Consider the following 13,286-nt stretch of genomic DNA (forward strand, 5'->3'; position numbering starts at 1 on the left):
TCACACGCGGAACGATTCGCCGCAGCCGCATTCGTCCTTCACGTTCGGGTTATTGAACTTGAACCCTTCGTTCAGGCCTTCGCGTGCGAAGTCGAGCTCGGTGCCGTCGATGTAGGCCAGGCTCTTCGGATCGACGATCACCTTCACGCCATGGCTCTCGAACACCTGATCCTCGGGAGCCAGCTCGTCGACATACTCGAGCTTGTACGCGAGCCCCGAGCACCCGGTCGTACGAACGCCAAGCCGCAGGCCCATACCCTTGCCGCGACGGACGAGGTATTTCTGCACGTGCTGTGCTGCTTTTTCGGTCAGTGTAATTGCCATGATGTCCTTGCCGCGGCGCGCCACCGGGGCCCGCCGCGTTCCTCCTGAAGCCGCTCGATGCCGCTCAGGCTGCTGCCTGATCGCCTTCCGTGGTGTCGTGACGCTTCTTGTAGTCGGCCACGGCTGCCTTGATCGCGTCTTCCGCGAGGATCGAGCAGTGAATCTTCACCGGCGGCAGCGCGAGTTCTTCTGCGATCTGCGTGTTCTTGATCGACAGTGCTTCGTCGAGCGTCTTGCCCTTCACCCATTCGGTGACGAGCGAGCTCGATGCGATCGCCGAACCGCAACCGTAGGTCTTGAACTTCGCGTCTTCGATCACGCCGTCCGCGCCGACGCGGATCTGCAGCTTCATCACGTCGCCGCAGGCCGGCGCGCCGACCATGCCCGTGCCGACTGCGTCGTCGTCCTTCGCGAACGAACCGACGTTGCGTGGGTTTTCGTAGTGATCCAGAACCTTGTTGCTGTAAGACATGACTCAGACTCCTTGACTCGTTACGTCTGCGTGCGCGAATCCGCCCGCGGGTATGTTCAATCCGGCGCTCAGTGTGCGGCCCATTCGATCGTCGACAGATCGATGCCTTCCTGGTGCATTTCCCAGAGCGGCGAGAGTTCGCGCAGTTTCGCGATCTTGCTGTTCAGCAGGTTGATCACGAAGTCGACTTCCTGCTCCGTCGTGAAGCGGCCGACCGTGAAGCGGATCGAGCTGTGGGCCAGCTCGTCGTTGCGGCCGAGCGCACGCAGCACGTACGACGGCTCCAGCGACGCCGACGTGCAAGCGGAACCCGACGACACCGCGACGTCCTTGATCGCCATGATCAGCGACTCGCCTTCGACGAAGTTGAAACTGATGTTGAGGTTGTGCGGGACACGGCGCTCCATGTCGCCGTTCACGTACGTTTCCTCGATTTGCGACAGGCCGCGCAGCAGCTTGTCGCGCAGCATGCGGATGCGCTCGTTTTCCGTCGCCATTTCTTCACGCGCGATACGGAACGCTTCGCCCATGCCGACGATCTGGTGCGTCGCCAGCGTGCCCGAACGCATGCCGCGCTCGTGGCCGCCGCCGTGCATCTGCGCTTCGATGCGCACACGCGGCTTACGACGCACGTACAGCGCGCCGATGCCCTTCGGGCCGTAGGTCTTGTGCGCCGAGAACGACATCAGGTCGACCTTCAGCTTCGCGAGGTCGATCGCGACCTTGCCGGTCGACTGTGCGGCGTCGACGTGGAACACGATGCCCTTCTCGCGGCAGATTTCACCGATCGTCTCGATGTCCTGAATCACGCCGATCTCGTTGTTCACGTGCATCACCGACACGAGGATCGTGTCCGGGCGCAGTGCGGCCTTGAACACGTCGAGGTCGATCAGGCCGTCATCCTTCACGTCGAGGTAGGTGACTTCGAACCCGTCGCGCTCGAGCTCGCGGCAGGTGTCGAGCACGGCCTTGTGCTCGGTCTTCACCGTGATGATGTGCTTGCCCTTGCCCTTGTAGAAGTTCGCGGCACCCTTGATCGCGAGGTTGTCCGATTCCGTTGCGCCGGACGTCCAGATGATCTCGCGCGGATCCGCGTTCACGAGCGCGGCCACGTTCTCGCGCGCTTCCTCGACCGCACGCTCCGCGTCCCAGCCATACGCGTGGCTGCGCGACGCCGGGTTGCCGAACTGCTCGCGCAGGTACGGCACCATCTTGTCGACCACGCGCGGGTCGACCGGCGTCGTCGCGCTGTAATCCATATAGATGGGCAGGTGGAGAGTGTCTTGGGTCATCTGTCGCTCCGGGAATTCTGTGCAGGGACTATGTGCGTTATGGGGTGTGGCGGCGCCTTCGCGCTCACGAACTCGCGATGTTGAACACCGAATTGGGGCCGAGCGGCATCGTGCGAACCGGCTCGGCCGGTGCCGCAACGGGCTCCGGCGTGCGCCGGTCGCGCAGCACCGCGGGTGCGCCCTCGCGAGCGCGCTGCTGATCGACGAGATCCTGCAGCGACACCGAATCGAGGTATTCGACCATCTTCTGGTTCAGCGTCGACCACAGCTCGTGCGTCATGCAATGGCCGTCGGGCTGTTTCGAGCCGTCGCACGTGCCTTTGCCGCCGCACTGCGTGGCGTCGAGCGGTTCATCGACCGCGATGATGATGTCGGCAACGGTGACGTCCTGCGCGCGACGCGCGAGGTTGTAGCCGCCGCCCGGGCCGCGCACGGATTCGACGATTTCATGCCTGCGCAGCTTGCCGAACAGCTGTTCGAGATACGAGAGCGAAATCCGCTGGCGCTGGCTGATGCCTGCAAGCGTCACCGGGCCCTGCTCCTGGCGCAGTGCCAAGTCAATCATCGCCGTGACGGCGAAACGGCCTTTGGTGGTGAGTCTCATGGTGTCTAGGGGACTGCAATCTTGACGATTTTGGTCAAGTATAAATATTTGACGTTTTTAGTCAAGTATCCATGTCTTTGAAAGGGTATTCGCAGATCGCTGAATACCGCGCGATCAGCGCTCCGTACGGGCCCGGAGCGCCTCCAGCAGGCCCGCGCACGCGCGTTCGACCTGATCGAGCACTTGCTCGAAGCCCTGCGTACCGCCGAAATAGGGGTCGGCCACCTCGGTTTCGGCCGAATCCGGCGCGAATTCCATCAGCAGGCGCACCTTGTCGCGATGCTGCGGCGGGCAGCGGCGGCGCAGCTCCGCGAGATTCGCCTCGTCCATCGCGAGCAACAGGTCGAAGCGCTCGAAATCGGCCGCGCTCATCTGTCGTGCGCGCAGCGCCGACAGGTCGTAGCCGCGGCTGCGAGCGGCCGCCTGCGCACGCGTATCGGGCGGCTCGCCGACATGCCAGTCGCCGGTGCCGGCCGAATCGATCGCGATCCGGTCCGCCAGCGCGGCCGCGTCGACCTGATGACGCATCACGCCTTCCGCGGTGGGCGAACGGCAGATGTTGCCGAGACAGACGAAACAGATCGAAACGCGGGTCATCGCACTATTGGAAAGCCGCGGCGAGCCGCGTGGGAGAACAACACGCCATTATACAAAGGCGGCCGAAATCGCGCCGCCGCGCAAAGCGACGGCGCCCTGCCTTACAGCGCCTTCGGTACGGCGAGCACGACGTCGCCGGACGCCGCCGGCAGCGGCTTCGCCGTATCGTCGACCAGCCCGAACGACACCGCACGCGCCAGCTCGGCGGATGCCTGGTGAACGGCAAGCGGGCCGCGCGACGGCGCGTCGGCCATCGCATGCAGATAGGCAGCCGCGGCCAGCGGAACGACGATTGCCAGCGGCCAGTACATCGATATTGTCTTTTTCATGATGCGGACCTCCTTGACCTCGTACCCCGAAACCCAATTCCGGGGACTACAGACAGGATTCTATAGACCGCATCTATCGAGATAAATATGCAAATAGCGAACGCACTGTTGTCGCCGAATGAACAGTCGTCAGCCGAGGTGGCTTTGCGACGCCGCGTACAGCTCGCGGAACGTGCGTCCGGTCGGCGTCGGCATATCGCGCGTATCCATCCAGCCGCCCATCATCGGCAGGCGCCGCAGCGTGCCGCCGCTGCCGCCCAGCCGCTCGAGGATGCGCACCGCGAGCTTGGTCGTGAGCGCGTACAGCATCGGCCGGCGCGCGAAGAAACCCCATGCGGCGAGCGCCGCCCGCTCGCGCCACGGCCGCAGGTGTCGCTCGACCTGCTTCTCGCGCAGCGTGCGCAACAGGTGCGACAACGGGATCCCGGCCGGGCACACGCTGTCGCATTCCCCGCAAAGTGTTGCGGCCTGCGGCAGGTCGAGTGAGCGGTCGAGCCCGACGTAGCTCGGCGTCAGTACGGATCCCATCGGCCCCGGGTACACCCAGCCGTACGCGTGGCCGCCGACCTTCTGGTACACCGGGCAATGGTTCATGCAGGCACCGCAACGGATGCAGCGCAGCATCTCCTGGAATTCGCCGCCGATCAGCCCCGTGCGGCCGCCGTCGACGAGCACGACATAGTTGTGCTCGGGGCCATCCTCGTCGCCCGGCCCGCGCGGCCCGGTCAGCAGCGAGAAATAGTTCGACGTCTTCTGTCCGGTCGCGGAGCGCGGCAGCAGGCGCATCGCGGTCGCGAGATCCTCGAGCGTCGGCAGCACCTTCTCGATACCCGTTACCGCCACGTGCACGCGGGGCATCACCGTGCACATCCCCTCGTTCCCTTCGTTCGTCACGATCGCGACCGATCCGGTCTCGGCGATCACGAAGTTACCGCCCGTCACGCCCATGTCGGCCGACATGAAATGCGGGCGCAGCACCTCGCGCGCCTCGCGCGTCATGTCCGGAATCTCGGTGAGCCGCTCGCGATGGTGCGTGCGCGCGAACAGGTCGGCGATCTCGTCCTTGTCCTTGTGCACGACGGGCGCGATGATGTGGCTCGGCGGCTCGTTGTCGTTGATCTGCAGGATGTATTCGCCGAGATCCGTCTCGATCGACTGCACGCCCATTTCCGCGAGCACCGCGTTCAGGCGCATTTCCTCCGACACCATCGACTTGGTCTTGATGACCTTCTTCACGTCGTGGCGGCGCGCGATGTCGGCCACGAGCCGCGCGGCATCCTCGGTCGTTTCGGCGAACAGCACCGTCGTGCCGCGCCGCGTCGCCTCGCGCTCGAACGCCTCGAGCCACACGTCGAGGTTCTCCAGCGCGCGGTTGCGGCGGGCTTTCAGCGCGGCGCGCGTGGCCGGGAAGTCGATCGCGGTCATCGCGTCGGCGCGTGCGGACACGAACTTCGTCGACAGCTTCTTCAGGTTCTGCTGCAGGCGCTGGTCGGCCAGCTTCTGGCCGGCGCGCGCCTTGAAATGCATCGATTGGACTTGCATCGCGGTATCGGGGAAATGTGAGCGGAACCGGGCGTCAGACGTCGCCCGCCAGCACCTGCGCGACGTGCAGCACGCGCGTGTCGCGGTCGCCGGTGCGGCGCAACCGCCCTTCGATGTTCAGCATGCAGCCGAGATCGCCGAGCACGACGGCGCCCGTGCCGGACGCGCGCACGTTCGCGCATTTCTCGTCCGCGATGGCGGCCGAAATGTCGCCGTACTTGACCGCGAACGTGCCGCCGAAGCCGCAGCAGTGCTCGCAGTCCTTCATTTCGGTGACGGCGATGCCGCGCTGCGCGAGCAGCGCGCGCGGCTGCGCCTTCACGCCGAGCTCGCGCAGGCCCGAGCACGAATCGTGGTAGGTGACGGGCCCCGTGAATTCGCCCGGCGCGAGCGACACCTTCGCGACGTTCGCCAGGAAATCGGTCAGTTCGTAGACTTTCTGCTGAAACCGCGTGTAGCGCCCCATCAGTTCGGGGTCGTCGCGAAACAGGTCGCCGTAGTGCGCGCGAATCATCCCGCCGCACGAACCTGACGGCGCGACGACGTAATCGAACTGCTCGAACTCGCGCAGCGTCTTTTCCGCGAGATCGCGCGCGAGCGCACGGTCGCCCGAGTTGTAGGCGGGCTGGCCGCAGCAAGTCTGCGCGGGCGGCGCGATCACCTCGTAGCCGGCGTCGCGAATCAGCTTGAGCGCCGAAAAACCGATTTCGGGGCGCATCAGATCGACCAGGCAGGTCACGAACAAACCGACTCGCATACGTGCTCCTTCGAGAAAACGGCTCTCATTATCCGCCGTTTGGCCGGCAAGACCAACGCCGGCCGCTCATGCAAGCCCGCACGGCGCGAAGCGAGGATTTCCTCGAACGGCGTTCGCTTTTTTCACAATACGAGATACAATCGTCCCAACACCGCTTGACGCGTCAACCGATTTCTCCCCCCGACATGAGCCAACCCACCCCGGATTCAAAAACGTCGATCCAGGTGATCGAACGCATGATGCGGTTGCTGGACGCGCTCGCCGCGCACAGTGACCCTGTCAGCCTGAAGGAGCTTGCGCAGCGGACGGAGCTGCACCCGTCGACCGCGCACCGCATCCTCAACGACATGGTGACCTGCCGTCTCGTCGACCGCTCCGATCCCGGCACGTACCGCCTCGGCATGCGGCTGCTGGAGCTCGGCAACCTCGTGAAGGCGCGCCTGTCGGTACGCGACGCGGCGCTGATGCCGATGCGCGAACTGCACCGCCTCACCGGGCAGACCGTGAACCTGTCGGTGCGCCAGGGCGACGAGATCGTCTACATCGAGCGTGCGTATTCGGAACGCTCGGGGATGCAGGTGGTCCGCGCAATCGGTGGCCGCGCGCCGCTGCACCTCACGTCGGTCGGCAAGCTGTTCCTCGCGGCCGACGAAACGTCACGCGTGCGCGCGTATGCGACGCGTACGGGGCTGTCCGGCCATACGCAGAACAGCATCACCGACATCGCGAAGCTCGAGCGCGAACTGACGATCGTGCGCCAGCAATCGTGCGCGCGCGACAACGAGGAACTGGAGCTCGGTGTGCGCTGTATCGCGGCCGGCATCTACGACGATTCGGGCAAGCTCGTCGCGGGCCTGTCGCTGTCGGCGCCGGCCGATCGCCTCCAGGATGCGTGGCTCGGCCAGTTGAGCCGCACGGCCCTCACCATTTCGGAATCGCTCGGCTACCGGCCGGCGCCCGCGAAGGATGCGGACGGGCTGCAGCGGCAGGCATAAGCCGCTCCCGCTCGCCCAATGAAAAAGCCCCGCGATTGCGGGGCTTTTTTTCAGCCATCGGCGCGGCCGCGAACCGCCGCGCCATCGTGCGATCAGGTCCCGCCGCTCGGCGTGTTGGCCGCCGTCAAGCGCTCGCCGCCGCCGGCATCGAGCCAGTTGCGCAGGCGCGCCGCATCGGCGAAGCGCGAATACTTGCCGAACGAATCGAGCAGCACCATCACCATCGGCTTGCCGTGGATCGTCGCCTGCATCACGAGGCACTCGCCCGCTTCGTTGATGAAACCCGTCTTCTGCAGACCGATGTCCCACGAGCCATTGCCGCGGATCAGCGCGTTCGTGCTGTTGTAGACCAGGTTGCGCTTGCCCGTGTACACCTCGTAGGTGCGATCGGTCGAGAACTGACGAATCATCGGGTACTGGTACGCCGCATTGACCATCTTCACGAGGTCGCGTGCGCTCGACACGTTCGAGCTCGACAGACCCGTCGAATTCTCGAAGTGCGTGTCGGTCATGCCGAGCGACTTCGCCTTCGCGTTCATCGCGGCGATGAACGCCGGACGACCACCCGGGTAATAACGCGACAGCGCGGCGGCCGCGCGGTTTTCCGACGCCATCAGCGCGATGTGCAGCATGTCTTCACGCGACAGCACCGATCCGACCGACAGGCGCGAGCCCGTGCCCTTCTCGTAGTCGCGGTCTTCGTCCGTGACTTCGAGCTGGTCGGTCATCGGCGTCTTCGAGTCGAGCACGACCATGGCCGTCATCAGCTTCGAGATCGACGCGATCGGCACGACGGCGTGCGAATTCTTGTCGAACAGCGGCTCGCCCGAATTCTGGTCGACGACGTACGCGACGCTCGAACGCAGCGCGAGCGCGTCCGGCGTGTCGTGCAGGCCGAACGCCTGGCCGACGGTCGGCCGGCGCGGCTGGAACGCGACCTTGCGGACTGCGCCGTGATGGCCGCCATGCACGTTCGACGCGAGCGTCACGCGCTTGCGCGACGCCTTCGCGCGCGGCGCGTCGGCGGCCGCCACCTTCGCGGATTTGTCGGAGCTGGCCTTGGCCGACTTCTTCTTCGCGGACGAAGCAGGAGCGACAGCCTTTTTCTTGGCGGCTTGTTGAGTCTTCGCAGTGGCGGCAAAGGCGTCAGCCGGCGCGACGGACGCGGTGGTCGCCAGCAAGGCGACTGCGACCGACACAGCCGTGCCGAGCGTCATGCTCTGCAACAATCTGCGCGGTGAAAACGATTCGGCTTTCATTGGGGTCTGGACAAAGCGGGCGGGAGGTTTCCGCAAGTGTAGTTAAAGCTGAAAAAAAGAGCAATATTAGGCACTTACCGATCGTCGTTAAACCGGAATGTAAGGGTCGGCCAACCTCTGACCAATGAACCCTCCCGCTCCCATCGAAAAAATCGATGGGACGCGCTGCCCGACAGTACCCGTCTCCCGATTACACACGGTTAATTGAGATAACGTCACTTCGGAGGCGATTTAAAGCGGGGAAACTACGTATCCGGCGCTCGGGGTGCCAAGGGCGCCGGTCTCGGCCGTGGCGGCGGCACGTCGCCACGGGACGCGCATCGAAACGGCGCGATTTCGACAGGAACAAAAGGATAACGTTCCACAGGCCTGTCAGGTTTACCTGTGCATGATCATGGTGCGCCGCGCCTGCCCCTCAGCCGTGCGCACCATCTGGGATCGCGGCATGAAACCGATTCCGAACAGGCACGATAACTCGTTGTTTTATCGATAATTTGTCGCGATTGTGCAACGCACAAAAAATACTTGACATTGGATTTCTCTGCCCTAAAATAAGCCTCATTGCTGCGTTGCACAAAGCGCGCGCATCCGAGGTTCCCCAGCGTAGTGCCCTTTCCCCTGCGATCGACGCGATCGCTTTTCAGGAGCTTGACATGTCCTTGCTGACCCCCGAGCAAATCGCCGCCGCCCAGAAAGCCAACCTCGAAAGCCTGTTCGGTCTGACGACCAAGGCATTCGAAGGCGTCGAAAAGCTGATCGAACTCAACCTGCAGGTCGTGAAGTCGACGCTGGCCGAAGGCCAGGAAAACGCACAGCGTCTGCTGTCGGTGAAGGACGCACAGGAACTGATCGCGCTGCAAGCCAGCCTGTCGCAGCCGGTCGCGGAAAAGGTCCTGTCGTACGGCCGTCACCTGTATGAAATCGCATCGTCGACGCAAGCCGAGTTCGCGAAGGTCGCCGAAGCGCAGTTCGAAGAGCAGAACAAGAAGGTCCAGGCACTCGTCGACAACGTCGCGAAGAACGCCCCGGCCGGTTCGGAAACGGCTGTCGCTGCACTGAAGTCGGCACTGAACGCTGCGAACACCACGTACGAAACGGTTCAGAAGGCCACGAAGCAAGCCGTCGAAATCGCTGAAACGAACTTCAACGCTGCTGCTGCCGTCGCAACGAAGGCTGCTACCGCCGCTGCTGCACGTCGTACGAGCAAGCCGGCCGCGTAAGCGTCCCCTGCTCCTGAAAGAGCCGCGCCCAGCGCGGCTTTTTCGTTTCTGGCGCCGGAACATGCCGGAACCGGCAGGCTGCCGACCATGCTCGAACGGTCGTTTGAGCATCGGCCGCGAATAAAAGAAAACGCCGCCGCCCGGATGGCCCGGGCGGCGGCGTTTTTTCGTGGCCGGCAAATTGCCGACCGAAGAGCCGATCGCGTTACTTCTTGCGTTGCGGCGGCAGGTCGGTACAGACGCCTTCGTACAGCTCGGCGGCCATGCCGACCGATTCGCCGAGCGTCGGGTGCGGATGGATCGTCTTGCCGATGTCTTCGGCGTCCGCGCCCATCTCGACGGCGAGGCACACTTCGCTGATCAGGTCACCTGCGTTCAGACCGACGATGCCGCCGCCGATCACGCGATGGGTTTCCTCGTCGAAGATCAGCTTCGTGAAGCCTTCGTCGCGGCCGTTCGCGATCGCGCGGCCCGAAGCGGCCCACGGGAACACGGCCTTGCCGTACTTGATGCCTTCGGCCTTGCACTGGTCTTCCGTCTTGCCGGCCCAGGCCACTTCCGGATCGGTGTACGCCACCGACGGGATCTGCAGTGCGTCGAAGTACGACTTCTCGCCGTGCGCGGCTTCCGCTGCGACGTGGCCTTCGTGCACGGCCTTGTGCGCGAGCATCGGCTGGCCGACGATATCGCCGATCGCGAAGATGTGCGTCACGTTCGTGCGCATCTGCTTGTCGACGTCGATGAAGCCGCGATCCGTGACGGCGACGCCAGCCTTGTCGGCGCCGATCTTCTTGCCGTTCGGGCTACGGCCCACCGCGACGAGCACGAGATCGTAGCGCTGCGGCTCCGCCGGCGCCTTCTCGCCCTCGAACTTCACGTAGATGCCGTCTTCCTTCGCTTCCGCGCCGACCGTCTTGGTCTTCAGCATCACGTTGCCGAAGCGCTTCGCGTTGTACTTTTCCCAGACCTTCACCAGATCTCGGTCCGCGCCCATCATCAGGCCGTCCATCATTTCGACGACGTCGATCTCGGCGCCGAGCGTCGAGTACACCGTGGCCATTTCGAGGCCGATGATGCCGCCGCCGATCACGAGCATGCGCTTGGGCAGCTGGCGCAGTTCGAGTGCGCCGGTCGAATCGACGACGCGCGGGTCTTCCGGCATGAACGGCAGCTTCACGGCCTGCGAGCCCGCGGCGATGATCGCCTGCTTGAACTTCACGACCTTCTTGCCGTTTTCGCCCTGCACTTCCATGTGGAACGGATCGACGAATGCGCCGACGCCCGTGACCACTTCGACCTTGCGTGCCTTGGCCATGCCGGCGAGGCCCGTCGTCAGCTTCTTGACGACGCCGCCCTTGAAGTCGCGCAGCTTGTCGAGATCGACTTCCGGCTTGCCGAACGTGATGCCGTGCGACGCGAGCGCCGCGGCTTCTTCGACGACGAGCGACGTATGCAGCAGTGCTTTCGACGGGATGCAGCCGACGTTCAGGCACACGCCGCCGAGTGTCGAATAGCGTTCGACGAGCACCGTCTTCATGCCGAGGTCGGCGGCGCGGAACGCGGCCGAGTAGCCGCCGGGGCCGGCGCCGAGCACGAGCATGTCGCACTCGATGTCGGCGGCACCTGCGTAGCTGCCGGCTTGCGGCGCGGGTGCCGGAGCGGCGGCGGCCGATGCCGGCGCAGCTGCTGCGGGCTTGGCCGCTTCGGGCGCTTTCGCGGGTGCAGCGGCGCCAGCCGATGCTTCGACGATGGCGATGACGGTGCCTTGCGAGACTTTCTCGCCGGCTTTGACCTTGATTTCCTTGACGGTGCCGGCGACGTCGCTGGGCACTTCCATGGAGGCTTTATCGGATTCGAGCGTGATGAGCGTTTGCTCTTTTTCGATCACGTCGCCGGGTTTGACGTTGACTTCGATGACATCGACGCCGCTGAAATCGCCGATATCCGGAACCTTGACTTCGATGAGACTCATTACTGTCCCCTTCTTGATTAGCTGCAGACAGAGGGGGAGAAACCCGCGCAAGAACCCAAGACTACGGCCTGACAAGAAAACGCGAACCTGGGCAGGACCACCTTTGCCGTCCGCCCAAGGACGCGCCTTTCTTTTGGTTACTTTTCTTTGGAAGACAAAGAAAAGTGACCGCCGCCCCGCGCAGGGGCGACGCTAATAGACCGTTAGCAAAACAGGTTCAACGACCGGGCGTGGATAACGAACAAAAACCCCACGCCCCCGCGAGCCCCCCCGCTCATCAAAGAATGATGCGACGGAAATCGGCGAGCAACGCACCGAGATACGCATTGAACCGCGCGGCTTCGGCGCCATCGATCACACGATGGTCATACGACAGCGACAGCGGCAGCGTGAGCCGCGGCACGAATTGCTTGCCGTCCCACACCGGCTTCATCTGCCCGCGCGACAACCCGAGGATCGCCACTTCCGGCGCGTTGATGATCGGCGTGAAGTTCGTGCCGCCGATCCCGCCGAGCGACGAGATCGAGAAGCAACCGCCCTGCATCTGGTCCGGCTTCAGCTTGCCGTCGCGTGCGGCCTTCGACAGCTCGGCCATTTCCTTCGCGATGTCGACGAGACCCTTCTTGTCCGCATCGCGGATCACCGGCACGACGAGACCGTTCGGCGTGTCCGCGGCAAAACCGATGTGGTAGTACTGCTTGAACACCAGGTTGTCGCCGTCGAGGCTCGCGTTGAACGTCGGGAATTTCTTCAGCGCAGCGACGACCGCCTTGATCACGAACGCGAGCATCGTGAACTTCACGCCTGCCTTCTCGTGTTCCTTGTTCAGTTGCACGCGCAGCGCTTCGAGCTCGGTGATGTCCGCTTCGTCGTTGTTCGTGACGTGCGGGATCATCACCCAGTTGCGATGCAGGTTCGCGCCCGAGATCTTCTTGATGCGCGACAGCGGCTTCGCTTCGAACGGGCCGAACTTCGAGAAGTCGACCTTCGGCCACGGCAGCAGGTTCAGCTCGCCGCCGCCTGCCGGCGCGGCTGCCGCGCTCGGTGCTGCGCGCTGGCCGGTCATCACGCCCTTCACGAAGCTCGTGACGTCTTCCTTCGTAATGCGGCCCTTCGGACCCGAACCCTGCACGCGTGCGACTTCGACGCCGAGCTCACGTGCGAACTTGCGCACCGACGGCGACGCGTGGCTCGCGCGGTATTCGCCCGACGGTGCAGCGGCCGGTGCCGGCGCTGCAGCAGCCGGTGCCGGGGCGGCCTTCGCGGGTGCGGCGGCAGGTGCCGGCGCCGGAGCGGCAGCGGCCGGCGCCGGTGCGCTCGCCTGCGGTGCGGCAGCAGCGGCGCCTGCGGCTTCGAGCAGCACAATCAGCGTGCCTTCCGACACCGAATCGCCCACCTTCACCTTGATTTCCTTCACGACGCCGGCGGCCGGGCTCGGCACGTCCATCGTCGCCTTGTCCGATTCGAGCGTGACGAGCGACTGCTCCTTCTCGACCGTGTCGCCGACCTTCACGCCGATCTCGATCACCGGCACATCCTTGTAGTCACCGATGTCGGGGACCTTCACTTCGAGCGTGCCGCCGGCAGCTGCCGGTGCGGCCGCCGGTGCTGCAGCAGCCGGCGCTGCCGCCGGAGCCGGAGCAGCCGCGGGCGCGGCCGCGCCGTTCGCCTGCGCCGCGGCGCCGCCTTCGAGCAGGATGATCAGCGAGCCTTCCGACACGGAATCGCCCACCTTGACCTTGATTTCCTTCACGACGCCGCCGACCGGGCTCGGCACGTCCATCGTCGCCTTGTCCGACTCGAGCGTGACGAGCGACTGCTCCGGTTCGACGGTATCGCCGACCTTCACGCCGATCTCGATCACCGGCACATCCTTGTAATCGCCGATATCCGGCACCTTCACTTCGATCGCTTGACTCATCT

Annotated in this window: 13 protein-coding genes; 2 read left to right on the forward strand and 11 right to left on the reverse strand. The window is 64.5% G+C overall.

Annotated elements, in window-relative coordinates; translation table 11 throughout:
• From iscA to CFB41_RS11250, 8 genes are all read right to left on the reverse strand, one after another.
• Complete coding sequence (gene iscA, locus CFB41_RS11215; protein ID WP_012492710.1) at positions 1-324, reverse strand: iron-sulfur cluster assembly protein IscA; 324 nt, start codon at positions 322-324, stop codon at positions 1-3.
• Positions 325-388: 64 nt separating this feature from the next.
• A complete protein-coding gene (iscU, locus tag CFB41_RS11220) occupies positions 389-796 on the reverse strand; it encodes a Fe-S cluster assembly scaffold IscU (protein ID WP_006754131.1) in 408 nt (135 codons plus the stop codon).
• 68 nt (positions 797-864) lie between these two features.
• Entirely contained in the window at positions 865-2,088 is a 1,224-nt protein-coding gene (locus CFB41_RS11225; RefSeq protein WP_046546057.1) for an IscS subfamily cysteine desulfurase, read from the reverse strand.
• A 64-nt stretch (positions 2,089-2,152) separates the two neighbouring features.
• Positions 2,153-2,692: a Fe-S cluster assembly transcriptional regulator IscR gene (gene iscR / locus CFB41_RS11230; protein WP_009691731.1), complete on the reverse strand. Its 540-nt coding sequence runs from the start codon at positions 2,690-2,692 to the stop codon at positions 2,153-2,155.
• 114 nt (positions 2,693-2,806) lie between these two features.
• A complete protein-coding gene (locus CFB41_RS11235) occupies positions 2,807-3,289 on the reverse strand; it encodes a low molecular weight protein-tyrosine-phosphatase (RefSeq protein ID WP_089456472.1) in 483 nt (160 codons plus the stop codon).
• Between the two features lie 101 nt (positions 3,290-3,390).
• Positions 3,391-3,618: a hypothetical protein gene (locus CFB41_RS11240; RefSeq protein WP_089440508.1), complete on the reverse strand. Its 228-nt coding sequence runs from the start codon at positions 3,616-3,618 to the stop codon at positions 3,391-3,393.
• Positions 3,619-3,747: 129 nt separating this feature from the next.
• Positions 3,748-5,160, reverse strand: coding sequence for a lactate utilization protein B (locus CFB41_RS11245; RefSeq protein WP_089440509.1), 1,413 nt, complete (start codon positions 5,158-5,160; stop codon positions 3,748-3,750).
• 34 nt (positions 5,161-5,194) lie between these two features.
• Positions 5,195-5,917 carry a (Fe-S)-binding protein gene (locus tag CFB41_RS11250; protein WP_089456473.1) on the reverse strand — a complete coding sequence of 241 codons (723 nt, stop codon included), beginning with the start codon at positions 5,915-5,917 and terminating at the stop codon, positions 5,195-5,197.
• Positions 5,918-6,102: 185 nt separating this feature from the next.
• Here CFB41_RS11250 and CFB41_RS11255 point away from each other — a divergent pair, with 185 nt between their 5' ends.
• Entirely contained in the window at positions 6,103-6,912 is an 810-nt protein-coding gene (locus tag CFB41_RS11255; protein ID WP_034183553.1) for an IclR family transcriptional regulator, read from the forward strand.
• 92 nt (positions 6,913-7,004) lie between these two features.
• Here CFB41_RS11255 and pbpG read toward each other — a convergent pair whose 3' ends face one another.
• Positions 7,005-8,171, reverse strand: a complete 1,167-nt coding sequence (gene pbpG, locus CFB41_RS11260) for a D-alanyl-D-alanine endopeptidase (protein WP_089440510.1) — start codon at positions 8,169-8,171, stop codon at positions 7,005-7,007.
• 653 nt (positions 8,172-8,824) lie between these two features.
• Here pbpG and CFB41_RS11265 point away from each other — a divergent pair.
• Positions 8,825-9,391, forward strand: coding sequence for a phasin family protein (locus tag CFB41_RS11265; RefSeq protein WP_039364780.1), 567 nt, complete (start codon positions 8,825-8,827; stop codon positions 9,389-9,391).
• 205 nt (positions 9,392-9,596) lie between these two features.
• Here the strand turns inward: CFB41_RS11265 and lpdA are convergent, their stop codons facing one another.
• Both lpdA and aceF read right to left on the reverse strand, forming a co-directional pair.
• The gene (gene lpdA, locus CFB41_RS11270) at positions 9,597-11,363 is read right to left on the reverse strand and encodes a dihydrolipoyl dehydrogenase (protein ID WP_089456474.1); all 1,767 of its coding nucleotides are present in this window, start codon (positions 11,361-11,363) and stop codon (positions 9,597-9,599) included.
• Between the two features lie 277 nt (positions 11,364-11,640).
• Positions 11,641-13,284: a dihydrolipoyllysine-residue acetyltransferase gene (gene aceF, locus CFB41_RS11275; RefSeq protein WP_089456475.1), complete on the reverse strand. Its 1,644-nt coding sequence runs from the start codon at positions 13,282-13,284 to the stop codon at positions 11,641-11,643.
• Positions 13,285-13,286 lie beyond the last annotated feature (2 nt).

The organism is Burkholderia sp. AU33803 (genome assembly GCF_002223095.1).
In the GTDB taxonomy this organism is placed as follows: domain Bacteria; phylum Pseudomonadota; class Gammaproteobacteria; order Burkholderiales; family Burkholderiaceae; genus Burkholderia.